Raw genomic sequence first — 24,897 nt, 5'->3', positions numbered from 1 at the left:
ACTTGGCAGTGGGCTGCGTTGCCTATCCGGCCGGCGTGAAAATGCCGTCGATGGCCGGTGCGGAATCGGTCACAACCAGACCGCGCGCCGTCAGATCCTCGAGATGGGCAAGCACCGACAATCCGGCGGCGCCATGCAGCCGCGGATCGGTATCCCTGTAGATCGCCTTGACCATGTCCACGATCGTCCGGTCGCCGGCCCGGACCCGCTCCAGAATGGCGCGCTCGCGCATTTTGCGGTGCGTCTTCAGCCCGCGCATGAAAGCGCGCGGTGCGGTCACCGGCCCGCCATGTCCGGGCAGCAGCAAGCGGTCCTCGCGGTCGATCAGACGGTCCAGCGAGGCCATGTAATCGGCCATCGCCCCATCCGGCGGGGCGACGATGGAGGTTGCCCAGGCCATGACATGATCGGCCGAAAACAGGATGCCGGTTCCTTCCAGCGCGAATGCCGCATGATTGGCGGTGTGGCCCGGGGTCAGAACCGTCCTGATCGACCAGCCGTCGCCATCGACCGCCTCGCCGTCGGAAAGGGCGATGTCGGGAACGAAAGGCATGTCTGCACTGGCGTCGAGCGCATTGGTCTCGCCGATGTGCAGGGCTCTTGCCGGCCGGTGCGGCCCCTCGGCCAGCACGATGGCGCCGGTGCGCTCTTTCAGCCGGGCCGCCAGCGGGGAGTGGTCGCGATGCGTATGGCTGACGAAGATATGGCTGACCGGCCGGCCTGCGATCACCTCGAGCAGGGTCCGCAGATGCGCCTCGTCATCCGGCCCCGGATCGATCACCGCCAGCGTATCGCGGCCAACAATGTAGCTGTTGGTGCCGTGAAAGGTGAAGGGGCTTGGATTGCGGGCCGTGATGCGCTGGACATCGGGGGCGACGCTCACCCCCTGGCCATAGAGGGGGTCGAAGCCGGTATCGAACTTCAGTGCCATGCATCGGTGCCTTGTTTCGGGAAACGGCAAAACCGATTGCCGCATAACACGCAAGCCAATATAGGAGGATGTGAGGCCGCGAACATCTGGTAGCGGCAATCGGATTGGGGAAATACCATGGCAATTGCAACTACGATGCGTCCGCTTGTTTCTCTGGCTCTGCCGCAAAGCGGCGGGGCGCGGCTGGCAACGCAGCTTTTCCTGGCCATCGCCGGAACGCTTGTGCTGACCTTGTCGGCCAAGACCAAGGTGATGCTCGGGCCGGTCGACATTTCGATGCAGACGCTGGCCGTGCTGCTGATTGCCGCCGCTTTCGGCATGCGTCTCGGCGTCGCCACCCTGCTGCTCTACATGGCCGAGGGCGCCATGGGCTTCCCCGTCTTCCAGAGCACGCCTGAAAAGGGTCTCGGCATTGCCTACATGCTCGGCTCGACCGGCGGCTATCTCGCCGGCTTCGTGGTCATGGCGGCCATTGTCGGCTGGGCGGCGGATCGCGGCTGGGACCGCCACCCGATCAAGCTTTTCAACGCCATGCTGGTTGGCGAAGTCGTCATGATCGCGATGGGCTTTGCCTGGCTGGCGCTGCTCATCGGTCCGGAAAAGTCGTGGCAGTTCGGCGTCGTGCCGTTCATCGTCGGCGACCTGATCAAGGTGGCTCTCGCGGCAAGCCTGGTGCCGGCCGTCTGGACGCTGCTCAAGCGCGGCTGAAGCCCGAGCAGGCCAGCGGCTTGAGCAATCAAGCCTTGGCTGGCATGGGGTGATTGGCGGATTTCAGCGTGGCGTCTGCCAAGTAGTCACACTTAGGTTTCTGGAAACAGCTTCGGAAACAGTGATCCAATGCGTCGGCCGGAAAGCGTAGCGACAACCGGACCTTTGGGTGTTTCCGACGCCAACAGACCGAGCGCGATCACCTCATTGAACACGCGACGCGCCGTGCGTTCGGGTAGTCCGCTAATGCGAGACGCTTCGCCGCGTTCAAATTCGCCGCGCATTAGCGCTTCCTCCAGGAGGCGGGCGGCTTCGGGTTTGAGGCCACTGCGCTCGACGTAGCGACGCAGCCGCTTCGCGAGCGTGTCGAGATCGAACAAGCCGGTCATAAAGTTCACCTGATCGATGCACACCTGCATGAACCATAGCGTATAGTCGCCGAGTGCGCGCTCGGAGAGGTTGCCCCGTCCGTCGAGATCACCCTGGCGGGGCATATCGGCATGATCCATCATGCGCTTGTAGTCCGTGCGGCTTTTCACGCCGCGCGCTAGACCGCGTGAGATCGACCACAGCCCGTGCGCGGCGATCCCAGCCTCATGGGCCATGGCGTGGCTCATCAAACGGCTGACGCGGCCATTGCCGTCGGGGAACGGGTGAATGTAGTTGAAACGCTTTCTTCCATGTCTGGCCGATCTTGGCTTCTGCTAAATACGTAATTATAAAGATATATTTCGAATTTGCCCGGATATTTGGCCGATCTTATGGCCGATGATCGGTACCCTCCGCCGGCCTACGCATCTGATTAGGTTGCCGTCCCGACGACACCAACATACAGCTGCTTCGGAACGCAATATCTCCGCTCTCTAGATCGATCTGTCTCGGCTCCCAGGCGACTTGCCAAGGGGTTGATCGCCGAGGCGGTGCTGGAAATTACATCCCATTATTGGCCCTATCGTTCGGCGTTGGTGCGTTGCAGACGGTATCTTTTCAATCGCATCAAGCAATGCTGTTGATCAAAAGTTCCCGCACTGTTGATCCGAGAAATAGATGCTTGCTGGAGCAGCCGCGCTGTCGTAGCTCTTGGTCTCCGACTGTATCGAATCGCCGGGGGGCGAGACGTCCGATTCGTTTTTGTGCGCGAGCAGGTCAGATGCACTATCGCGCTGGTCTGTCGCCGACACGGCAGCCTTGGGGAAGGGGGGAAGACATTGAATGTCGCAGCGTCGACTATCGTCGGAAGCCGGCACTTCCTGTTCAGGATTCGGTTTCAACTGCTTGGCGGACTGACATTCGCGATTTTTGCGCCGGCGATTATCCGGATTGTCTTCAATCCTGAATTTATCTATTCGGCCAATCTTCAGGTAACAGTAGCCGCTGCGGTCATCGCTCACCTTGTGGGCTTCTTATCTTATCGCCGCATCGGAAATTTCCCGGGCGTGGCCGCCGCAAGTTACATCTTGCCGACATTTGCCCTGTCCTACGGGGCTGTTTTCCTGACCATCTTCTTTTTTCGGTTCGAATACAGCCGGTTTCAGGCCGCCGCCAGTTTCACGCAGTCCACGCTCTGGTATTTCGGCCTGAGCCTGTTGACGCGGCGTCTCGATCCGTACCGGCTCGTCGTGATTCCCGGCGGAGATGTTGAGCGCCTCAAGACATTACCGGGTGTGCATTGGTTTTGGATCAAGTCGACCAGTACGATAATCGAAAGAGCCAGCGGCGTGGTCGTTGATCTGCGTGCCGATCTTGGCGCGGAGTGGGAACGATACATCGCGGATCGGGCCCTTTCGGGAACGCCCGTATACCACGTCAAGCAGGTCAGCGAGTCGCTGACCGGTCGGGTCGAGATCGAGCACCTGTCGGAAAACACGCTTGGTTCGCTCAATCCGAACCAGGCCTACCTCAAGATCAAGCAGGCGGTCGACTGGGTCTCGGCACTTGTCTTGACTATCGTTCTTTGCCCCGTTCTGGCGTTGATTGCGCTGCTGATCCGGCTGGATTCCGATGGTCCCGCGCTGTTTCGCCAGCAACGCATGGGCTACCGGGGCAAGATCTGCACGGTCTACAAGTTTCGCTCGATGCGCCAGCACTCTGGCGCCGGCAGCGACAAGGAGAGGGCGATCACCAGGCACGACGATGATCGCATCACCCGAGTCGGGCGTTTTCTGCGAAAATCCAGGATCGACGAACTGCCGCAGGTCATCAACATCCTGCGTGGCGAAATGAGTTGGATCGGACCGCGACCGGAAGCTGTCGTGCTGTCACAGTGGTACGAGGCTGAGCTGCCATTCTATCGCTACAGACATATCGTCAGGCCAGGCATAAGCGGGTGGGCACAAGTAAATCAGGGGCATGTGGCTGCTGTCGATGACGTTATGGAAAAATTGCACTATGATTTCTATTACATAAAGAACTTTTCGCCTTGGCTGGATGTTTTGATAACTCTCAAGACAATGAAAACGATGCTTACCGGCTTTGGTGCGAGATGACCAATGCGAAGCATGGCTCTGGAATAGCAAGCGCAGGAAGCAGATGGATCTCGCCTCCAGGAAAATAGCAATCATCGGGCTTGGCTATGTCGGTCTGCCGCTGGCGGTCGCCTTCGGCGTCACCAGGGATGTCGTCGGCTTCGACATCAACCAGTCGAGGGTGGACGCGCTGAAGCGTGGCGACGACCATACGCTGGAAGCCAGCAGCGATGAGATCAATGCCGCGTCGCGGCTGACATTCACCACCGACAAGGCCGATCTGCGCGATTGCGGGATTTTCATCGTCACGGTTCCGACGCCGATCGACAGGGCCAACCGTCCGGATCTGAAACCGTTGATCATGGCCTCGACTTTGGTCGGTGAGGTCATCTCGCCAGGCGCGGTGGTGATCTTCGAATCGACGGTCTACCCCGGCTGCACGGAAGAGGTGTGCGCTCCGCTGATCGAGAAACATTCGGGCCTGCGCTACAATGAGGGGTTCTTCCTCGGCTACAGTCCCGAGCGCATCAACCCGGGCGACCGGGAGCATCGGTTGCAAACGATCGTTAAGGTCACCAGCGGCTCGACGCCGGAAGCGGCCAAAGGTATCGATGCGCTCTATGCCTCGATCGTGCCGGCAGGCACACACCGTACCTCGAGCATTGCGGTCGCCGAAGCGGCCAAGGTCATCGAGAACACTCAGCGCGACCTCAACATCGCGCTGATGAACGAGCTGTCGCTTATCTTCGGCAAGCTCGGCATCGACACCTCCGAAGTGCTGGAAGCCGCCGGCACCAAATGGAATTTCCTTCGCTTCACGCCTGGTCTGGTCGGCGGCCACTGCATCGGCGTCGATCCCTACTATCTCACCCACAAGGCCCAGGAACTCGGCTATCATCCGGAGGTGATTCTTGCCGGCCGCCGTATCAATGACGGCATGGCTCAGCATGCGGCGGATCAGACGGCCCGCCTGATGATGCGCAAGGGAATACCTGTCGTTGGCAGCCGGATTCTGGTGATGGGCGCGGCCTTCAAGGAAAATTGTCCGGACCTGAGGAATTCCAAGGTCGCCGATATCGTTGCCCAACTGAAGGAATACAATGCCGGCATCGACATATGGGACCCCTGGGTCGACGCGCAGGAATGCGCGCGTGCCTTCGGCGTAGCGAGCATGAAGGACATTCCCGACCAGCGCTATGACGGCGTTATCGTGGCCGTCGGCCACAGGCAGTTCCGCGCTCTGGGCGTCGACGGCCTGCAGGCTCTTTGCAAGACCCCCGGCGTCATTTACGACATCAAGGGTCTGTTTCCCAGGCATGTCACGGATGGGCGCTTCTGATGAAGGTTCTGGTCACCGGCGCGGCCGGCTTCATAGGGTATCACGTAGCCAAGCGGCTGCTGGAGCGCGGTGACGAGGTCGTCGGCATCGACAACGTCAACGACTACTACGATCCGGAAATCAAGGAGGCGAGACTGCAGCTCCTGGACGAAGCGAGCCGCAAGACCAATGCCGGATACCATTTCATCCGCGGCAATCTCGCCGACAAGAGCGTGGTCGACGCCTGCTTTGCCGACCACGCATTCGACCGGGTGATCCATCTCGCCGCCCAGGCCGGGGTTCGCTACAGCCTGGAAAATCCGCATGCCTATGTCGAAAGCAACATCATCGCCTACACCAACATGCTGGAGGCCTGCCGCAACAGCGCCGTCGCGCACCTGACCTATGCCAGCACCTCGAGTGTCTACGGCGCCAACACCGACATGCCGTTTTCCGAGCATCGTCCGGCCGACCACCCGCTCCAGTTCTACGCCGCGACCAAGCGCGCCAACGAGCTGATGGCGCACAGCTACAGCCATCTGTTCGGGCTGCCGACGACCGGGCTTCGCTTCTTCACCGTCTATGGCCCCTGGGGGCGCCCGGACATGGCGCTATTCCTGTTCACCAAAAACATTCTTGCTGGCGAGCCGATCAAACTGTTCAACAACGGCAACCACACGCGCGACTTCACCTATGTCGACGACATCGCCGAAGGCGTGATCCGTGCCAGCGACAGCCCGGCCACGGGCAATGCCGCCTGGGACTCCAGCCGTCCGGATCCGGCCACAAGCAGCGCCCCCTGGCGCATCTTCAACATCGGCAACAACAACCCGGTTAAGTTGACCGCCTATGTCGAGGCGCTGGAAAACGCGCTCGGCCGCAAAGCCATCGTCGAACTCTTGCCGCTGCAGCCCGGCGATGTGCCCGATACCTTTGCCGACACCTCGGCGCTGGAGCAGGCGGTCGGCTACCGCCCGACGACGACAGTGACCGAGGGCGTCGGGCGGTTCGTCGAGTGGTACAAGGCTTACTTCGGGCGGGGATAAGGCTCGGTGTTTCTCGGCTGATCCGCGCTGTTCCATGATCACGCAACCAGGAGCAGATGGAATCGACACGGCTCGCAAACAGGCAGTCTGCAATCCGTTGCAGTCCAAGGCGCTATTGAGCGTCTGCATCCCCACGTTCAATCGGCGGGATCGCGTTGCGGCGCTGGTTCAGCAACTGCTACGTGCGGACTGCCCATTGCAGATATGCGTCCATGTCGACGGTTCGACCGACGGAACGAACGAAGCGCTTGCGAAAATCGCGTCTCGCGATTCCAGTTTGGTGGTCACCACTGGCCCGAATGACGGCAGAGGCCGCGCAATGTTTTCGGCGATTGCTTCCGCCACTGGCGACTATTGCATGGTCTTCGATGATGACGACGATCTCTTCGCCGATCGCTTGCCGGAAGTCTGTGAGCACCTTTCGCAGAGAGGTGTCGATGAGAAGATTGCGGGTTTTGTGTTCTCGATGGCTCTTGGCCACCCAGAGACGGCAGCAGAGCCGTTTCCGTTGGAGCGGACAAACCTGATAAAGATGCGGGCCGACGAACGGGTGGTCGGCGACAAGAAGGAGGTCATCAGAACTCCTTTGCTTAAACGGGTTGCCGTGCCCCCTGCGGGACGGTTCCGCCGTGTTCCAACATCTCTTCTCTGGTCCAGATTGGCGATCGAATACGACGTTATCTGTGTCAATATCGAGATTGGACGAAAACGATATTTGCCGGAGGGGATGACGGCAAGGATTCGGCTTCTTCAGCGACAAAATGCATACCCGATGTTGTTGCTGAACTTGATCTACATCAAGGCATTCTGGCTAGGACGATATCGGTCGGTTCGGTTCCTAGGTAAGGCGGTTCTTGCCTGTTTGAGCTTTGGTATCTTGAGTTTCCCGTTCTTGCTCAAGAGATCATTCGTGCGGGTGACTTCATGAAAGAAGCCAGCCTGTGGAAGTTGGTGGAAGCCATCGTAATACGAATTGTTCCTGGTCTTCTGAACATAGCGACATTGCTGTACATCGGAAGCCATCTGGAGACTGGACAGTACGGTATTTTCAGCACGACGATTGCGACAGTTTCATTTATTTCGACACTTGTTTTTGGAGTCGCGACCTATTCGATAATGCCGGTTTCCGCAAAAATGCATGCCGCGGGAATGGGTAGAGAGTACGTATCGTCCATTTTGACCGTGCTTGCAGTTGTGGCGTTGTTTGTCGTCGTGGCTGGGCTGGCACTGACGTGGCTGGGATTTGGCAATGCCGTTGCCGCGACCATCATCATTTCTTTCGGCTTGCACACCGCACTTCAAGAGATTTTGAGGTCACAACTGCGTTTGTGGGCGTACGGTTGGTCGGCGATTGGCCAGGCCGTAGCATACCAGGCAGGAGCCATAATCCTGCTTGTCGGCGATGCGAAAGTAGGATCGGCTCTTGCCGCCTTTTCGCTCTCCTATTTCGTCGGAGCGCTGATTTCATTTGCCTTGCTGGGACCCAGGAATCTGAGACGACCTGGCTTTTCCTATCTTGCCGGGTCTCTGGTCACAGGCTGGGGATTTGTGTTGAGCAATCTGGCCGAGAGCGGCGTGTTTGTCGGCATTCGATACATTGTTTTGTTGCTTGGCTCCGAGACCCATCTCGGTGTCTTCTCGTTTTGTGTCGATCTTTCACAACGGTCTGTCGGCTTCTTCATGAACGCGGCCAGCTTCGTTTTCGTGCCAAGGGCGTTTCTCAGTGCCGCAAATGGAAACGTCAGGGAGTTTCGGCGCGGACTGTTCGAAGGAGCGGCCATCGCACTCATTTTTGCGGCTGCGGCTGCGGCCGGAATAGTTGGCCTGTTTTTCTCGGGCCATGCCTCCGGATGGCTGGGGAAGTCTTTTGATCCTGCGGTGTTCGGGATCGTTTCTTGTGCTGTTCTGGTCAACAGGACCAAAAAAGTGATCATCGACCCGTTTGCGCTTCGGTCGAACAAAGCGATGACGTTGACTTATTCCTACGCGATAGGGGCGTTGGCTTGCTGTTGTCTGGCGGCATTGGGCCTTTGGTGGCGGGTGCCGCTTGGCAGTGAAATGGCATTTTTGTTCGGATATGTCGTTGCCGCGGCCTGTTCCTTTTTCGCATTGAGGAATGTGATTGCAGACCAAGGGCCTGGTGCGAAACAGCGCACGGTTTTGATGGTCGGGCCGGATGCCAGAAATGAATGAGAAGAAAGCATTCTACGACGAGAAAAACAGGCGCATCGTCCATGTCGGCACGGTGGCCGATGACGACTATTGGGATTCTCACTGGGCCGACGGGATTGTCTTGAGGCCGGATCGCTTTGTCGTTGAAACCACCAAGCGATATCTGACCGGATCGGCCAAGGTCCTGGACGCTGGATGTGGTTTGGCCAATACGGTCCATGGCCTCCACCAGGCAGGCTTTTCCGCCTACGGGATCGACTTCGCGCAGAAGACCGTGGGGATGGTGAACCGTGCCGCGCCCCATTTGCAAGTGACCGTGGGGGATGTTCGAGCAACGGGCTTCGCGGACGGATTCTTCGATGGGGTGTGGTCCCTGGGGGTGATCGAGCACTTCTTCGACGGTTACGATGAGATCGCATTGGAGATGAGGCGCATCATCCGGTCAGGAGGAGTTGCCTTCGTGACAGTGCCGAGCATTTCTCCTCTCCGACAGTTGAAGATCAGCATGGGTCTCTATCCCAGGTTTTCAGGTGAACAGGCCGGATTTTACCAGTTCGTTCTTGGGCCGTCTTCGATTGTTTCCAGTTTCGAACAGCACGGCTTCAAGCTTCTGGGATCCCAGCCAAGGGGAGGCTTCAAGGGGCTGAAGGACGAGACATTTTTCTCCAAGCCGATGCAGGCCTGGTACGACAGCAAGAATGGAATCCTGAGAGGTTTGCGTGCTGCCGCGGACCGGTTGCTCGGCCCATTTTCGCATCATACGCGGCTCTACGTCTTCCACAGGATATAGCGCGGATGTCCAATCCGAGTGGGCGCAGATCGCCAAACGAAACCGGTGGTGAAGCAGTATCGATATTGCGAAAGTTTGTTCGTGCGAATGTGGCTATTTCCGAGTTCCTGGACAGAGCTCTGCCGCGACGCCTTCGCATCGACGGCAACCGGACCTTTGCGACGGAGATAGCACCTCCCTTACTTACCTCAAACGCACGGGTTTACGACCTTGGCGGGGGCGCCAGGCCGTTCGTCAGTCTTTCGGAGAAGCGGCGCCTGAGGCTTTTTGTCGTTGGGCTCGACCTCGACGCGGAAGAGTTGTCGAAAGCGCCGCGCGGAATATACGACGAGGAGATTGAAGCGGACCTTACCTCGTTTAGGGGGAGGGGCGATGCTGACGTCGTCATTTGCCAGGCAACGCTCGAACACGTCCGTGATGGCGAGGGTGCCTTGCGCGGCATTGCCAGTTGCGTGAAGCCGGGAGGCGTGGTTGCCATTTTCTCGCCCTCGCGCAACGCTGTTTTTGCCAGATTGAATCGGGTCCTGCCGGAGGGGATGAAACGACGGCTGCTTTTTGCGATCTATCCTGAAAAGGGCATGGGTCATGACGGGTTTCCGGCCTTCTACGACAAGTGCTTGCCCAGTGACGTCGAGACAATCGCAAAACGGAACGACCTGGAACTTGTCGAGCGCCGTCTGTTCTGGAAAAGCTCCTACTTCTATTTTTTCGTGCCGGCCTTTCTTGCCTGGCGCATCTGGTTAGGCGTTTCGGCCCTGCTTCTCCGCAAGGATGCCGCTGAAACCTACGCCTATGTCTTTCGGCGAAAACAGTGAGTTCCCGCGGCTCATGAAAAGGAAGCTCGCGCTGATCGCCATTCCGCTCGACAGAAGAGGCGGTGCCGAAACCATCTTGAAACTTGTTGCGCGCGCACTCGCGAGACGACCCGACTGGGACGTCGAAATCGGCTTCTTGGGTGGCCAGGCGGCGGGCGAGGCCGCTGGATCACACCAGAAGGGAATTCGGTGCAGCTACGGCTTTGGCGGCGGTAAGGCCATGAGCGAGGTTTTGCTCGCTCCGCGGCTGATCCGGCATCGGTACGATTTGGTGTTCTCGAGCCACGCACGGGTAAACTCGTTTCTGGCTGCCGCCCGAAGCGTTGGACTTCTCCGCAGCCACAGGCTGGTCGCCCGCGAGTCCACGGTGCTTCTGGACCGCTTCAAGGGTCCTCGCGCGCTCGCTTACAAGGCGCTCTACGCTGCCTATGGCAGCCAGGACATGATAGTCGCGCAAACGAGCTATATGAATGAACGCCTGCGTGACGTATTGCCCCGCCGAGCAATCGCCAAGCTGCGTACTTTGCCCAACCCGGTCGATGAAGATCTCATCGTCAAATGTCCATGGAGGCATTGCCCGGGCACGACGCCGAGATACTTTCCCGCCGTCCGCAGATAGTCTGGTGCGGTCGGCTGATTGATGTGAAGCGTCCGACGATCGCGGTTGATGTGCTGGCCGAGGTCAGACGAAGGACCGGCGAGGATTATGAGCTGACCATGGTTGGCTCTGGACCCATGCAAGCGGAGTTGAGAGCCCGCGCTGGCGAGCTTGAGCTGGCCTCGCGACTAAATCTGCTCGGCCAGAGAGACAACCCGTTTCCACTGTTTCGCGCAGCGCGTGCCGGCATGCTCACGTCGGCGACGGAGGGATTTCCCAACGTCCTTCTGGAAATGATGGCTTGCCGGATTCCTGGCATCGTCACCACCCCCTGTGCGGGAGATCTGGACATGCTGTCGGGTCTGGAGATTTCAGCCGGCTTTGGCGCGTCGGAAGTTGCGGAAGCACTGCTGAAGGTCATCCAAGGCGGCGATCGGTCGGCCTTGTACGGAAAGACCTTGTCGGAAAGATCGCCGGATCGGTTTGCGGATATGCTGTTGAGAGCGCCGTCGTCATATCCGGGTGGGCAGAGATGACGCCCGTTGCTCGCGACAAGATAATCGTCTCGATAAACACATCCTGGAATGTCGTCAATTTCCGCAAGGGATTGATCGAGGCGCTGCGGAGCCGTGGCTATGAGGTGGTCGTCGTCGCGCCGAAAGACGCGTATTCTTCGCTGATTGCGGCCATGGGCTGCCGCTATGTCGAACTCGACATGGACAATTCCGGCACGTCACCGTTGCGGGATCTGGTCCTTCTGTGGCGCTACTGGCGTATCTTGCGGCGCGAGAGACCGCTGGCGTTTGTCGGCTTCACGATCAAGCCCAACGTGTTCGGCTCCATCGCGGCCAATCTGAACGGCATTCCCGTCATCAACAACATTTCGGGATTGGGGACGGCGTTCGTCCGCGGTGGTCTGCTGCTCAGGATTGCCAAGGTCTTGTACCGGGTAGCGTTGGCCCGTTCCAAAATGGTTTTCTTCCAGAACGACGATGACCGGATGCTGTTCGTCGATGAACGACTGGTTCGCAAGGATCGAACCGCGCTTTTGCCTGGCTCCGGCATCGACCTCGTGCGTTTTGCCCCGTCGTCCGAAGCGCGCACCGGGTCTGGCGCCATCGTCTTTCTTCTCGTGGCCCGGCTTCTCTGGGACAAGGGTGTCGGCGAGTTCATCACGGCGGCCCGTCGGGTTTGCCGTGAGGTGCCCGGAGTGCGTTTCCAGCTGCTCGGCTTTCTTGATGTCGAAAACCGGACCGCGGTCAGCCGCGAGCACGTGGAAAAATGGGTTGCCGAGGGATTGGTCGAATATCTCGGCTCCACCGACGATGTGCGGCCTTTCATGCGTGCCGCCGATTGTGTCGTGTTGCCCTCCTACAGGGAGGGAACGCCGCGCTCGCTGCTTGAGGCGGCTGCGATGGGCAAGCCGCTGATCGCAACCGACGTGCCAGGATGCAGGGAAGTGGTGGACCACGCCGTCAATGGCTTCCTGTGTAAGGTGAGGGACCCTGATGACCTTGCGAGCAAGATGGTCGAGTTTGCGCGGCTGGACGGCTCGTCCAGGGACAGGATGGGGGCCCGGAGCAGAAACAAGGTCGAGCGGCAGTTTTCGGAAACGATCGTCATCGAGAAGTACATGCAGCAGATAGAAAGACTGAGCGCCCTTGCGACGAAATGAGCGGACCGGCCGCACAGGGTCGGATGGAGGATGGTTTTGTCAGTCAGGAGCATAGCGTTGCTTGCCGTCGTGGCTGTTTTGTTTGGTGTTGGCTTTCTAGGCATAATCGTCCTGCAGAGGGGCGGCTCGTCCCCCACGAAGCCGGTAGCCGCGCTCGAGCCGTTTGACGGCAAGCTCGCCATTCCATCGGTCGATGATCTGCGCGTCGGCGGTCGCAAGATCCTGCTGTGCGGGGCGGCGTTTTCCAGGCCTCAGGCTATGCGCCTCCTGGTCACGGAAGCGGCGCGCCGAGACTATCAGGGGCTCGTCCTGGCCTGCAAAAACCTGTAGGTGCCGGAACACCTTGCGACGGCAAGATCGCTTCCAGGGTTGGCGATACCCTTGTTGTGCAGTGCCTGACAGCTGAGGGGGAAGATTTGGCCACCATACTTACGCAGGGCGGAATTCTCTGCGGCCAGCCGGTTCAGGCCGGCGCAACGTACAAACCTTGCTGAGCGGGATTTCGGGGCCGCCGCAGCGATGCGATGCGTACCGCTCTTTCCCGGAACTCGACGCATAGTGCTCAATCCGTTCGTTTTGACGATCCGTCAGGGCAAGAGTGGCATAGAGATCGCGTCCGTCCGCAACGGCAAACAGAAGGATGCATATGCGCCTTCCGAGCTTCTTGGGGAAGATCCTGAAGAGGCAGAGGTTCCGCCGAAAGGTAACACTGCCTCAGTGAGTATCGAACACGAATGCCGTCTGACGCTTGGCTAGTACAGGCTGTGGGGCTTCTTGCGCATTTAGCGTGCCTAATTTCTCCGCGACTCTGATCGGCCTGTCCTTAGGAACAATGGCGACGGAAAGGAAACCTCAATTTCTGTCTGTTAATAATAAACGTGCGCTGGCCAGCTAAATTGCTCATGCCTTCTCACTAAAGTACTGTGCTCGGACAGACACGCATCAGCTTAAATCGCCTCGCGCGCGCGAAACAGGTTGGAATTGTGGCCAAAAACTGGTACGCGCTAATGAACTGCCTTGGACTGGGTGCGCCGGAAGCGGTGCAGCAAGAGGGGATCGAAGACTGATGAACCTTGTGGTTAAAACTGCGCTTGCCGTATTTGTCGTGTCAATCGGGTTTGGTTCAGCTTCATCGTTTGCCCAGGATGCTTCGTGCAGCTGCGCGACACCCTATCAAGGTTCGGCAAGCCCGATCGGATCCATTCATTCCGCCATCGGTGATGTGATGGTGTCGCAAACAACGGGCTATGGCGCTGCCAAGGTCGGAAGCGCGCTCGATTTTGGTAGCCGTGTGGTGGTTGGCGCCAAGGGCGCGGCCTCCGTTCTGGTCGGCGGCTGCAGTCTGGAGGTTTCGGCCAATTCGAGCCTCGACGTTTCCCGCCTTGGCAACAACATCTGCCTCAAGCTTGTCGGCTCTGAGCAGACGGCTGCTATTCAGCCCTCCCGTGGCGGCGCCGGGTTCGGTCCGCCGGAGGCGATTTTCACGGGCGCGCTTCTGACGTCTGGCGTGCTCGCGGCGACGCAGGACGACGACAACGGCGTCAGCCGCTGACGAAGATTAAGCGGTGTTGGCCGCTGTAGTGAAAGTGCTGGATCGGTCGGCGGCCCGGCTAGTTTATTGGATTCTTTAACCATTTGCTTTATTGCTTGGGGTGGGGTGGGTGTGATTCGTACCAGCAGGGCGAGTTGCAGGTTTTGGTGGGGTAAAAATGATGAGTTACCATCGGTTCGGGGCTGCTTTTGCTTTTGTTGCATTCGTCGCAGGGGGCGTCCTGTTGGCCGCGCCCGAGGCTGTAGCTCAACAAACCTGTTCCTGTCTTGCGTCCGTGCCGGCGTCCGCAGACGCGATAGGTCGGCTTACGCAGGTCCGGGGTGATGTCCAGATGTCCCAGGCCGGCGGCTATGCAGGGGTGGATGCCGAGGCGCCGGTGTATGCGGGCGCTCGCATCATGACCGGGGCGCAGGCGTCTGCTTCGCTGGCTATCGGAGCCAATTGCGCGCTCGATATTCCAGCCAATGCCACCGTCAAGGTCGACCCTATCGAAGGCGGCATGTGCGTTTCGCTTGAGACACCAACTGCGACGATCGTACCCGCCAGCTCAGAACCTGGCATGCTGCCGGTTCTCTTGGGCGGCGCCGCCGTCGGTGGTGCCGCCGCCCTTATTATCGGCCTGCAGGATGACGACGACGCGGTCAGCCGGTAGGCGGGATACGACACCCGTTGTTTTGTGTAAATTTGTCAAATGCGTCATTCGCCTTCATGCGGGTGACGCATTTCTATTTTGTCGAGGCGAAGCTTTGCCTCCTCTCAACCAGAAACGCCAATGATCGACCTGCATTCACATATCCTGCCCGGTCTCGATGACGGTTCTCCTGACTTGGCCATGTCGCTGGAGATGGCACGGCTGGCAGTCGCCGACGGTACAACGCATATGGTATGTACGCCGCATGTGATGCCTGGGGTTTATGAGAACGCCACGCCAAACATTGCGGAGGCTGTTCAGGCGTTGGAACTGGAGCTTCATCGCGCTGCCATACCGCTTACCTTATACGTTGGCGCTGATGTTCATCTCGCGCCTGATCTTCCCGATCGATTGAGGCTTGGTACGGTGCCCACTCTGAACGGATCCCGCTATTTCCTGTTCGAACCGCCACATCACATTCTGCCTCCGCGGCTCGAAGACTTCGCCGCCCGTCTCATAGGCGCCGGCTTCGTGCCGATCCTCACTCATCCAGAACGGTTGACCTGGATCAAGGCGAATTACGACGTCATCGAGAGGTTGAATACGCTAGGCTGCCTTATTCAGCTCACGGCTGATTCTGTGACGGGGGTCTTTGGACGTACGGCGCTCTACTACTCGGAGAAGCTGCTGGATGAGGGCAGGGTGGATATTGTCGCCTCCGATACGCACGGCGCCAGCCGCCGGCGGCCAGGGCTTTCGCAGGCGGTTGTCGCCATCGCGAACCGGTGTGGGGAAGATGAGGCTTACAACATGGCAGTGAAACGCCCGGACGCGATATTGCAGGATCGGCCGCTCGTGCCCATCGGAAAGCAAAGCGCGAGAAAGTCGGGCGGCAGCAGTGCGGGGCGGTTTGGCGGATTGGGCCGGTTGTTCAAGAGCGGGGCTCTTTGATGGGCATTTTCGACCTTGCAAGAAGTCGTGCGGGCACCGTGCCCGCCTTACTCGCATCACTAGCGATATCTGCTTGCGCAAGCACGTCGTCGACATCGACGTCCACCACCAGTTCTGTCGATGCGCTGCAGCCGACGGCGTCTTCATCGGCGCTCTCTGGCGGTGGTACGCTGCAGGTGGTCAAGGATCTTCCGCCGCCGCAGAATACCCAGAATGGCAGCGAGCAGCCGCTGTCCGCCAACGATGTGCTCGAGGTCAGTGTGTTTCAGGTCGATAATTTGAACAGAACAGTTCAGGTCGACGCAGGCGGGCAGATTTCGCTTCCGCTGATTGGAACCATGACTGCAGCCGGCAAGACCGTTCGTCAGCTCGAGAAGGAAATCGAGACTGCCTACGGTGAAAAGTACTTGCAGTCGCCTGACGTGACGATTTTCGTCAAGGAGTCGATTGGCCAGCGCATCACGGTCGATGGTGAGGTCAACAAGGCCGGCATTTATCCGGTGTCCAGCAGCGCTTCCTTGCTCGACGCGATCGCCCTTGCCGGAGGGTTCAATCCGGTCGGTGATGCCGGCAAGGTCTTCGTCTATCGCAATGTCGGCCAAAACAAGCTGGTCGCAAATTACAATGTCGAGGAAATCCGCGCCGGCAAGAACCGCAACCCGCGCATCTATGGCGGCGACGTGGTCGTCGTTTTTGCTTCGAAGTCGAAAATCGCGATGAACAATTTGAAGGATGCGCTGGGCCTCGCCTCCAGCGCTGCCCGCATTGCGGTCATTCCGTAGACACGGACAACCCCAGGATCACCTCGCGCATGCTCGATCGCAACAGGCAGCCCCAACTTGCCGGACCCGGACATGGTCAGGCCCTGTCCGCGGACTCCTATTACGACGTGCCGCAAAACTACGGTCCCTATGGTCGCGACTATGCGGGCCAGGATGAGGGGTTCAACCCGCTCAAGCTGCTTTTATACATCGTCCAGTATCGCTGGCTGATCGTCATGATGGCGGCCGCCGGGCTCGTTGCCGGCGTTATCGTGACGATGATGCAGACACCAAAATATCAGGCGACGACACAGCTCGAAGTTCTGGTGCCTTCGGCGAAAGTGTTTCAGGACATTGAGGTTGTTTCCGAAAACAGCGACGTCCGGGCCTTCCTGACCGCGCGGGAGAAGCTGAAGAGCCGGGCATTGGCTCAGCGCGTGGTGTTCCAGCTTGGACTTGGCGAAAGGCCGGACTTTCTGTTTCCGACGCCGAGCTTCTCCCCGAGCAATATTGTTTACCGTGCGTTCGGGATGTCCAAATCACCTTCCATTGAGGAGAAAACGCCCGAAGAGCGCGAGGCAATTGCCATCAAGAGCATCCAGGAAGATCTAACGGTCAATCTGGTCACCAATACAAGCCTGTTATCGATCACCTTCGTCGATCAAAAGCCGAAATATGCAAGCGACGTTGCCAATCAGGTCGCGCAGAGTTTTATCGATCAACGTCTCGATCAGACCAGCGAGACCTCCGATCTGGCACGGCAGTTCATCCAGGAGCAGGTTTTGCAGGTGAAGCAAAAGCTGCAGACCTCCGAAAAGGAACTGGTCACCTATGCAAAAGATGCCGGCATCACTGTTACCGGCGACGACAAATCGCTGATCGGCTCGAACATCGAAGCCCTGAACACCGCCCTGGCCACGGCAATCCAGGAGCGTCTTGATGCGGGGCGGGTGGTCGATCAGATAGAAAAGGGCCGCGGGTCGAGCCTCGGTCCGGTTCTGGAAAGCGAAGGTCTGCAGAAGCTTAGCGACAAGCTGGCGGATCTGACCAGCCAGTATCAGCAGAAATTGGGCATCCTGAAACCCGGTTTTCCGGAAATGCAGCAATTGCAATCGCAGATCAAGGAACTGCAGCGACTCTACAACAACGGCGTGCTGGCGATAACCGATTCGTTGCGGCTGAAATATCAGGAAGCGCAGAACAAGGAAACCGACCTCAAGTCCAAGCTCGCGGAGATGGAGAGACAGCAGGTCGTCTTCAACGACAAGAATATCAAATACACGATCCTGAAGCGCGAAGTCGACTCCAACCGGTCGCAGTATGACAGCCTTATCGCCAAGCTGAATGAAGTCGGTGTTAGCTCGGAGCTCAAGACGCAAAGCGCTGCGATAGTCGATTTCGCTTCGCTGCCCACAGCCCCCTATTCTCCACGTCTGAGCATCAATCTTGCAGTCGCTCTCGCGCTTTTCATGGCACTGGCTGCATCGATCATCTACATCATCGAGTTGCTGAACAACACTTTCACCAATCCGGAGCAGATCGAGAAAGAGCTGGGGCTGACGATGCTCGGCATCCTGCCGCTTGTTGGTGATCGCGAACTCATAGCCAGCATCGCCGATCAAAAATCCGGGCTCTCCGAGGCCTATCGTTCGCTGCGAACATCGCTGCAGTTCTCCGGTGCGGAGGGCGCGCCGCGATCGCTGCTGGTGACCAGTTCGGAACCGTCGGAAGGCAAGTCGACCACGTCGTTCAAACTTGGCCAGGATTTCGCGGCACTCGGCGCAAGGGTTCTGCTTGTTGACGGCGATCTCCGCAAACCCAACCTGCACCGGCTGTTCGGCCTCGACAATGCGATCGGGTTGAGCAACCTGCTGACAAATACCGTTCGCAAGGACGATCTGCCGGGCATTTTCAGACCGACGAAATATCCCAATGTCACCGTGCTGACGTCCGGAACGATTCCGCCGAATCCGGCCGACCTGCTCTCGTCGCCGAAGATGGCGTTGATCTTGACCAATCTAGGCAAACGCTTCGATCTGGTCATCATCGACGCACCGCCGGTCGTCGGTCTTTCCGACGCACCAATCCTCAGCCGGCTTGCCGAAGGCACATTGATGGTCGTTTCGACCAATCAGGTCACACGCAAGTCAGCCAAAACGGCACTCAAGCGTCTGCGCTCAGCCGGTGCGAATGTGATCGGAGCGGCGATGTCGAAATTTACGGTCAACAAGTTCGATTACAATTACGCCTATAAATACATGAACTATCAGTACTACGACTATGGCGCGAGTACCCCGAAAATTGAGGGCAAAGTCGATGACGGAGCAGGCCAGCCCGCTCACGCGAAATCTCCGGCGTTCAGGCGTTTGGTTCGTCGCCTCCGTTCTGGTGTTGGCGGTTTCGTCGGTAGGGCTAAGTCGGCTTCTTGAGTCGGAAACGCCGGCCGTCTCGCTTGCGCTCGATCCGTTCAACGTAGATGCCTTGATAGGCGAAATTGCCGGTCGGTTGAGCGAAACAGGCGACGGTGCTGATCTCGATGTCTTGGCAACAAAGGCGAAGGGCGCGCTTCGTTTCAATGTTGCGGATGCCCGGCTCTACAGCCTGATAGGCGAGATTGAGTATCGACAAGGCGAAAAAGATGAGGCTTTCGAACTCTTCGACCAGGCTCGAAAGCTGTCCAAGACTGAAATCCATTCGCTTCAGAGATCGATCGATCGCTCGATCGAGGTGGGCGATCTGTCAAAGGCCGTTGCCGAGATCGACACGTTGCTGCGCCGGTGGCCCGACAGATTTCCAGTCATTGCGGCGGGCTTGCCGGCTATTCTTTCAAACCCGGACGGATACCAGGCTGTCCTGGCAGCCTTGAGGATCGAGGCACCGTGGAGATCCAGTCTTTTCACCGCGCTTGGTAAGGATCCGCGGGGCCTGCGCGTCGCAAATCAACTGTTGCTGGACCTTGCCGGATCGATCTCACAACCGACGTCGAAGGAACTGTCTGCCGTAATCAACGGATATATCAGGCAGAAGGAATACGAGGCGGCCTACCGGCTTTTCCTGTTCAGTCTGTCCGATCAGGAGCGGACACTGGCCGGATACATTTTCAACGGCGGCTTTGAACAGATACTCAGCGGCAAGCCATTCGACTGGCAGGTTCGCGACCGCTCCGGTCTGGAAATTACCTTTGCCGGGGCGCGCGATGTTGGCGAAGGCGATAGCGGAGCGACTGTCCGATTCCTGAATACGCCGGTGAAGAACGCCGCGCTCCAGCAATATGTCGAACTGCCTCCCGGCTCCTACAGGATTTCCCTGATCGCCTCCGCGAGAAACCTGAAGCTGCCCAAGCAGCTGTTCTGGTGGATCAGATGCGCGGATCCGGCGGGCGAAATAGCTCGGTTCGACATTCCGGAAGGCACATTCAATCGGCGGGAGTTGAGCCTGGATTTCGCGATCGGACCAAGCGCGTGTCCCATGCAATTGTTGCGGCTGGAAACAGCTGCCATCGCTGAGAGTTGGCGATTTCGGTACGTTGGCACGTTGGTCATGCACAAATTGAGCATCGAAAGAGTTTCATCTTGAGAGAGCGGTCAACCCGGTCCACGGAATGGGAAAAATATCTGCTTGGGTCGGTTCTCTTCCTGTCGGTGCTGATTGGCGGCGGCACCGCGAGCGGTCTCCACACAGAAGCGCTGATCGAGGTGGCGGCGATCGTCTCGGCCGCGGCTGTCTTTTCAAGGCCGTCGGAACACGGCATCCCTCGCTCGGCCCTGTGGTTGCTTGCTCTGGGCCTTGCCGTGTTCTGTTTTCAAATCGTGCCGCTGCCCGCCGCTCTGTTGAGCGGATTGCGGCCTGAGGTTCTACTTGCAAATCCGTGGCTGAGCGGTGAAACCGGGCTGCGTTTCGTCAGTGTCGGCGTGGGACGTACGATCGAGTGTCTGTTGTATTTCGTAGCGATGGCTGCATTCTTTCTGAGCGTCACCCGCTTGCGCCCAGATCAGGTCTACGGCCTTCTGCCCTTCTTTTTCATGGGTGTCATCTGTAACGGACTGGCTGCGGCGATCCAGTATTCGCTCTCCGATAGGGTTGCCATACAGGGTTTGTTGCCGTTCACGATCAATGCGGGACTGTTTGCCAACCAGAACCATTTTTCAGCTTTGCTCTTCGTCTCCATTCCCTTCGTTGTCTACTACGGCCTGTTTCGCGGGCACCTTCTGTCCGGGTCGCTCGGCTTGATAACGCTGCTGCTGTTGCTTCTGGCCGCCGGTTCGCGCGCCGGTATTCTGATAGGGCTGGCGATCACCATGGTATCAGTCGTCTTTCTGTCCGCGCGCTCGAGGCTGGGCGGGTATGGAATACTCGCTGTCTTCATCGGGCTTTCACTCTACACGCTCGGGGCGTGGACGAAGATCGATGCGGAAGTGGTTGACCCGGCCTTTGGACGGGCCGAATTTGCCCGCACGACGATCGCGGGAATTGAAGAGAACTGGGCGACGGGCGTCGGCTTTGGGAGTTTTCCGAAGGTCTATCAGATTTACGAAAAGGGAGAGATGATCTTCAAGCCCTACGTCAATCACGCCCACAATGATTATCTGGAATTGGCACTTGAAGGTGGCGCTCCTGTTGTCTTTCTGGTCGCAGCTTACGCGATATTGCTTTTTGTGTTTTCCGTTACGGCACGGCGAGATCCGCTGCAGAAAATGGCGTTTCTCTCAGTATCGTTTCTGCTCGTTCATTCCCTGGTCGATTATCCCTTGCGAACGGCGGCACTGGCGATGACCTTCGCCTATATGAATGGCGTTATCTTTCACAAGGGACTTGCTGAGCGGCTGAGCCAGAGAGGCGAGTCGACCGCCGCCCATGATGACAATCTGCTTGTTCCCGTCAGGCCGGCTTTGGCAAGACGATAGCAATGCGTCGCCTGAATTGGCCATGGATTGGCGCCGGATCGTGACCCAGTCATTTGACGAACGCCGAGATTGACAAGCCAGTGCATGGAACCTAAGCACGGGCGGCTAGGACCGGGGGGTTCAGGCATGTCAAGGAGAGCTTCTTGAAAGGAATTATCCTTGCTGGAGGCAGTGGAACGCGTCTTTATCCACTAACATTAGCAGTCTCTAAGCAAATTCTGCCGATATACGACAAGCCGATGATCTATTATCCGCTGAGCGTTCTGATGCTCGCGGGTATCCGAGAGATTCTGATCATTTCGACGCCGCGTGACCTGCCGGTTTTTCGCGATCTGCTTGGCGATGGATCGGAGTTCGGGCTCGACCTGTCCTATGCCGAGCAGCCGCAGCCCAACGGGCTGGCGGAAGCCTTCATCATCGGCCGCAATTTTATCGGCAAGGACAACGTGTCGATGATTCTCGGCGACAACATCTATTTCGGCGATGGGCTGTCGCAGCTTTGCCGCGACGCTGCCTCGCGCGAAAAGGGCGCTTCGGTGTTCGCCTATCATGTCGAGGATCCCCAGCGTTATGGCGTGGTTTCCTTCGACAAGGCCACGGGAACGGCGCTGACGATCGAGGAAAAGCCGCAGGTGCCGAAATCCAACTGGGCGGTCACCGGTCTCTACTTCTACGACAACGACGTCGTCGACATTGCCCCTGCCATCCGTCCCTCGGCGCGCGGTGAGCTCGAGATCACGGCGGTCAACAACGTCTACCTCGAGCGCGGCCAGTTGCATGTGCATCGGTTGGGGCGCGGCTATGCCTGGCTCGACACCGGCACCCATGACAGCCTGCATGAGGCCTCGTCCTTCGTGCGCACCATCGAGCACCGACAGGGCATCAAGGTCGCCTGTCCCGAAGAGATCGCCTTTGAACAGGGTTGGCTGACTGTGGACCAGGTTCTGCGTCGCGCCGACCATTTGGGCAAGAACGAATATGCCGCCTATCTGCGCCGGCGTGTCGTCGACCTGTCGGAGGCCTAGGTGCTGGAAGTCAGGCCCCTTGGCATCGATGGCGTTCTGGAAATCGTTCCGAAGCGACATGGCGACGCGCGCGGCTTCTTCGTCGAAACCTACAATGCCGAGCGCTTTTCGCAGGCCGGCATAGACTTGGCTTTCGTGCAGGACAATCATTCCTATTCCGCCGCGGCGGGCGTCTTGCGAGGGCTTCACTATCAGCTTGCGCCGCGCGCCCAGGACAAGCTGCTGCGCGTCATCCGGGGCAGCATTCTCGACGTTGCGGTCGACATTCGCCGCGGTTCGAAAACCTTCGGAAAATGGGTCGCTCTCGAAGTGTCGGCCGAAAAGGGCAACCAGATTCTGGTGCCGAAAGGCTTCGCGCACGGCTTCGTGACGCTCGTGCCCGACACCGAGGTCCTGTATAAGGTGACCGATACCTATTCGCAGGCGCATGACCGGTCGATCCGTTTCGACGATCCCGCCATCGGCATCGAATGGCCGTCATTGACTGGCGGGTTCCAGCTCTCGGACAAGGACCTCAAGGCGCCGCTGCTGGCTGCCGCCGAGGTGTTCGCCTGATGGGTTATTTGAGGACAGCGGCATGAATTTTCTGGTGACGGGCGGTGCTGGCTTTATCGGTTCGGCGGTATGCCGGCATCTATGCGCCAACCCGGCCTATCGGGTGACCAATCTCGACAAGCTGACCTATGCGGGAAACCTGGCCTCGCTGCGGCCGATCGAGAACGCACACAATTATCGCTTCGCGCAGGCCGATATCTGCGACGAAAGGGCCGTGCTCGATATCCTCCGGCGCGACGATATCGACATCGTCATGAACCTTGCCGCCGAGAGCCATGTCGACCGCTCGATCGATGGGCCGGGCACTTTTATCGAGACCAACATCGTCGGCACCTACAAGATGCTCAATGCCGCGCTGGAGTACTGGCGCGGCCTGCCCGAGGACAAGAAGAGCCATTTCCGCTTCCATCATGTCTCGACCGATGAGGTGTTCGGCGATCTTCCCTTCGATGGCGGCATGTTCGTCGAGGAAACGCCCTATGCGCCATCCTCGCCCTATTCCGCCTCGAAAGCGGCCTCGGACCATCTGGTGCGGGCCTGGCACGAAACCTATGGCCTGCCGGTCGTGCTTTCCAATTGCTCGAACAATTACGGACCCTATCACTTTCCCGAAAAGCTGATCCCGCTGGTCATCCTCAATGCGCTCGATGAAAAGCCGCTGCCGGTCTATGGCGCCGGCGCCAATGTGCGCGACTGGCTGTTCGTCGAGGATCACGCACGCGCGCTGGAACTTGTCGCGACCAGGGGACTGCCGGGCGAAAGCTACAATGTCGGCGGCAATTCCGAGCGGACGAACCTTGGCGTCGTCGAGACGATCTGCGATCTGCTCGACAGCAGGCGGCCGCGGGCAGGGGGCAAGAGCTATCGCGACCTGATTTCCTTCGTCACCGACCGCCCCGGTCACGATCGCCGCTATGCCATTGACGCCTCGAAGATAGGCCGGGACCTGGGCTGGACGCCCAATGAGAATTTCGACAGCGGCCTCGCCAAGACCGTCGACTGGTTTCTCGACAACAAATGGTGGTGGGGACCGATCCGCGAGCAGCGCTATGCCGGTGAACGGCTGGGCGAAGCACGCAAGGGGGCGGCGTGAGGCTGGTTGTCACCGGGCGCGACGGACAGGTCGCGGCAAGCCTTCTGGAGGCCGGCCAGGCGGCCGCCGGCGTTGAGGTCATCGCCATTGGCCGTCCGCAACTCGACCTTGCAAGACCCGACACGGTGATCGACGCCATCGCGGCCGCGAAGCCGGATATCGTCGTGTCGGCTGCCGCCTACACGGCGGTGGATCAGGCCGAGGACGAGCCCGATCTGGCGTTCGCGGTGAACGCCCTCGGCGCCGGCAAGGTGGCGCAAGCCGCGGCGGAGCTTGGCGTTCCCGTCATCCATCTATCGACCGACTATGTCTTCGACGGCACCGCCCCTGGCGCCTATGTCGAGACCGACGCCACTGCACCGCGCAGCGTCTATGGCGCCTCCAAGCTTGCCGGCGAACAGGCGGTTGCATCGGCCAATCCGCGCCATCTGATCCTGCGCACGGCATGGGTCTACAGCCCGTTCGGCAAGAATTTCGTGAAAACCATGCTGCGGCTGGCCGCCGACCGCGACGAGATCGCGGTGGTGGCCGATCAGTGGGGAAATCCAACATCGGCACTTGATATAGCCGACGCGATCCTGCATGCGGCGGCACGGCTGCACGAGGGCGCCGCCACATCCGGCATCTATCATCTGGCCGGAACCGGCGAGGCCAACTGGAGCGGCTTTGCCCGCCATATCCTCGACACAAGCCGCGTGTTGGGTGGTCCCTGGGCGCGGGTACGGGACATTGCTACGATGGACTATCCGACCAAGGCGCGCCGCCCCGCCAATTCCCGGCTATCGAGCGCGAAATTCGCCGACGTGTTCGGCTGGAATGCACCGGACTGGCGTCAATCGACGGAGGCAGTGGTGCGCCGGCTTCTTCGGTGTGCTTGACGATGTCCTTGCCCTTCGGGAACAACGCG

Annotated in this window: 25 protein-coding genes and 1 pseudogene; 23 read left to right on the top strand and 3 right to left on the bottom strand. The window is 59.0% G+C overall.

Going from position 1 to position 24,897, the window contains the following annotated elements:
* Positions 1–22 precede the first annotated feature (22 nt).
* A complete protein-coding gene (locus AC0L2D_RS25670) occupies positions 23–931 on the bottom strand; it encodes an MBL fold metallo-hydrolase (RefSeq protein ID WP_473542987.1) in 909 nt (302 codons plus the stop codon).
* 117 nt (positions 932–1,048) lie between these two features.
* On the opposite strand from AC0L2D_RS25670, the gene AC0L2D_RS25665 reads away from it, so the two are divergent.
* A complete protein-coding gene (locus AC0L2D_RS25665) occupies positions 1,049–1,639 on the top strand; it encodes a biotin transporter BioY (RefSeq protein WP_473542985.1) in 591 nt (196 codons plus the stop codon).
* Positions 1,640–1,731: 92 nt separating this feature from the next.
* Here the strand turns inward: AC0L2D_RS25665 and AC0L2D_RS25660 are convergent, their stop codons facing one another.
* Together AC0L2D_RS25660 and AC0L2D_RS25655 are read right to left on the bottom strand one after the other, a co-directional pair.
* On the bottom strand, positions 1,732–2,244 hold the full coding sequence (locus AC0L2D_RS25660) for a Fic family protein (RefSeq protein ID WP_473542983.1): 513 nt from the start codon (positions 2,242–2,244) through the stop codon (positions 1,732–1,734).
* Positions 2,245–2,250: 6 nt separating this feature from the next.
* Positions 2,251–2,304: pseudogene (locus AC0L2D_RS25655) on the bottom strand (Fic family protein); the annotation flags it as partial.
* Between the two features lie 543 nt (positions 2,305–2,847).
* Between AC0L2D_RS25655 and AC0L2D_RS25650 the strand changes: the two are divergent.
* The 22 genes from AC0L2D_RS25650 (at position 2,848) to rfbD (ending at position 24,868) form a co-directional block, all read left to right on the top strand.
* On the top strand, positions 2,848–4,125 hold the full coding sequence (locus AC0L2D_RS25650; RefSeq protein ID WP_473542982.1) for a sugar transferase: 1,278 nt from the start codon (positions 2,848–2,850) through the stop codon (positions 4,123–4,125).
* 43 nt (positions 4,126–4,168) lie between these two features.
* The gene (locus tag AC0L2D_RS25645) at positions 4,169–5,443 is read left to right on the top strand and encodes a nucleotide sugar dehydrogenase (protein WP_473542980.1); all 1,275 of its coding nucleotides are present in this window, start codon (positions 4,169–4,171) and stop codon (positions 5,441–5,443) included.
* Positions 5,443–6,468, top strand: coding sequence for an NAD-dependent epimerase (locus AC0L2D_RS25640; protein ID WP_127365516.1), 1,026 nt, complete (start codon positions 5,443–5,445; stop codon positions 6,466–6,468). The genes AC0L2D_RS25645 and AC0L2D_RS25640 overlap by 1 nt, the downstream gene beginning before the upstream one ends.
* A gap of 34 nt (positions 6,469–6,502) precedes the next feature.
* Positions 6,503–7,396 (top strand): glycosyltransferase family 2 protein, encoded by an 894-nt coding sequence (locus AC0L2D_RS25635; protein ID WP_473542978.1) that lies wholly within the window; start codon positions 6,503–6,505, stop codon positions 7,394–7,396.
* Positions 7,393–8,661 (top strand): MATE family efflux transporter, encoded by a 1,269-nt coding sequence (locus tag AC0L2D_RS25630; RefSeq protein WP_473542976.1) that lies wholly within the window; start codon positions 7,393–7,395, stop codon positions 8,659–8,661. Before AC0L2D_RS25635 ends, AC0L2D_RS25630 begins: the two co-directional genes overlap by 4 nt.
* Entirely contained in the window at positions 8,654–9,430 is a 777-nt protein-coding gene (locus AC0L2D_RS25625) for a class I SAM-dependent methyltransferase (protein ID WP_164755503.1), read from the top strand. The genes AC0L2D_RS25630 and AC0L2D_RS25625 overlap by 8 nt, the downstream gene beginning before the upstream one ends.
* A gap of 5 nt (positions 9,431–9,435) precedes the next feature.
* Positions 9,436–10,245, top strand: a complete 810-nt coding sequence (locus AC0L2D_RS25620; RefSeq protein WP_473542974.1) for a class I SAM-dependent methyltransferase — start codon at positions 9,436–9,438, stop codon at positions 10,243–10,245.
* A complete protein-coding gene (locus AC0L2D_RS25615; protein ID WP_473542972.1) occupies positions 10,223–10,864 on the top strand; it encodes a glycosyltransferase in 642 nt (213 codons plus the stop codon). The genes AC0L2D_RS25620 and AC0L2D_RS25615 overlap by 23 nt, the downstream gene beginning before the upstream one ends.
* Positions 10,804–11,379: a glycosyltransferase gene (locus AC0L2D_RS25610; protein ID WP_473542970.1), complete on the top strand. Its 576-nt coding sequence runs from the start codon at positions 10,804–10,806 to the stop codon at positions 11,377–11,379. Before AC0L2D_RS25615 ends, AC0L2D_RS25610 begins: the two co-directional genes overlap by 61 nt.
* The gene (locus AC0L2D_RS25605) at positions 11,376–12,518 is read left to right on the top strand and encodes a glycosyltransferase family 4 protein (protein ID WP_473542968.1); all 1,143 of its coding nucleotides are present in this window, start codon (positions 11,376–11,378) and stop codon (positions 12,516–12,518) included. The genes AC0L2D_RS25610 and AC0L2D_RS25605 overlap by 4 nt, the downstream gene beginning before the upstream one ends.
* Positions 12,519–12,575: 57 nt before the next feature.
* Complete coding sequence (locus tag AC0L2D_RS25600; RefSeq protein WP_473542966.1) at positions 12,576–12,848, top strand: hypothetical protein; 273 nt, start codon at positions 12,576–12,578, stop codon at positions 12,846–12,848.
* A 736-nt stretch (positions 12,849–13,584) separates the two neighbouring features.
* On the top strand, positions 13,585–14,070 hold the full coding sequence (locus tag AC0L2D_RS25595) for a hypothetical protein (protein ID WP_473542964.1): 486 nt from the start codon (positions 13,585–13,587) through the stop codon (positions 14,068–14,070).
* Positions 14,071–14,401: 331 nt separating this feature from the next.
* On the top strand, positions 14,402–14,722 hold the full coding sequence (locus AC0L2D_RS25590) for a hypothetical protein (protein WP_127369837.1): 321 nt from the start codon (positions 14,402–14,404) through the stop codon (positions 14,720–14,722).
* A gap of 120 nt (positions 14,723–14,842) precedes the next feature.
* Positions 14,843–15,652, top strand: coding sequence for a tyrosine-protein phosphatase (locus tag AC0L2D_RS25585; RefSeq protein ID WP_473542962.1), 810 nt, complete (start codon positions 14,843–14,845; stop codon positions 15,650–15,652).
* Entirely contained in the window at positions 15,652–16,434 is a 783-nt protein-coding gene (locus tag AC0L2D_RS25580; RefSeq protein ID WP_024503662.1) for a polysaccharide biosynthesis/export family protein, read from the top strand. Before AC0L2D_RS25585 ends, AC0L2D_RS25580 begins: the two co-directional genes overlap by 1 nt.
* Positions 16,435–16,463: 29 nt before the next feature.
* Positions 16,464–18,842, top strand: a complete 2,379-nt coding sequence (locus AC0L2D_RS25575; RefSeq protein ID WP_473542959.1) for a GumC family protein — start codon at positions 16,464–16,466, stop codon at positions 18,840–18,842.
* Positions 18,730–19,989 (top strand): tetratricopeptide repeat protein, encoded by a 1,260-nt coding sequence (locus tag AC0L2D_RS25570; RefSeq protein ID WP_473542958.1) that lies wholly within the window; start codon positions 18,730–18,732, stop codon positions 19,987–19,989. The genes AC0L2D_RS25575 and AC0L2D_RS25570 overlap by 113 nt, the downstream gene beginning before the upstream one ends.
* Positions 19,986–21,317: an O-antigen ligase family protein gene (locus AC0L2D_RS25565; protein ID WP_473542956.1), complete on the top strand. Its 1,332-nt coding sequence runs from the start codon at positions 19,986–19,988 to the stop codon at positions 21,315–21,317. Before AC0L2D_RS25570 ends, AC0L2D_RS25565 begins: the two co-directional genes overlap by 4 nt.
* A 143-nt stretch (positions 21,318–21,460) precedes the next feature.
* The gene (gene rfbA, locus AC0L2D_RS25560; RefSeq protein WP_013532727.1) at positions 21,461–22,342 is read left to right on the top strand and encodes a glucose-1-phosphate thymidylyltransferase RfbA; all 882 of its coding nucleotides are present in this window, start codon (positions 21,461–21,463) and stop codon (positions 22,340–22,342) included.
* On the top strand, positions 22,343–22,897 hold the full coding sequence (gene rfbC / locus AC0L2D_RS25555; RefSeq protein WP_024503666.1) for a dTDP-4-dehydrorhamnose 3,5-epimerase: 555 nt from the start codon (positions 22,343–22,345) through the stop codon (positions 22,895–22,897).
* Between the two features lie 22 nt (positions 22,898–22,919).
* Complete coding sequence (gene rfbB, locus AC0L2D_RS25550; protein ID WP_473542953.1) at positions 22,920–23,990, top strand: dTDP-glucose 4,6-dehydratase; 1,071 nt, start codon at positions 22,920–22,922, stop codon at positions 23,988–23,990.
* Positions 23,987–24,868, top strand: coding sequence for a dTDP-4-dehydrorhamnose reductase (gene rfbD / locus AC0L2D_RS25545; RefSeq protein ID WP_473542952.1), 882 nt, complete (start codon positions 23,987–23,989; stop codon positions 24,866–24,868). The genes rfbB and rfbD overlap by 4 nt, the downstream gene beginning before the upstream one ends.
* Positions 24,869–24,897 lie beyond the last annotated feature (29 nt).

This window comes from Mesorhizobium sp. WSM4833 (assembly GCF_055811095.1).
The sequence above is the reverse complement of the archived record's forward strand: the minus strand, read 5'-3'. Positions and strand labels throughout refer to the sequence as shown.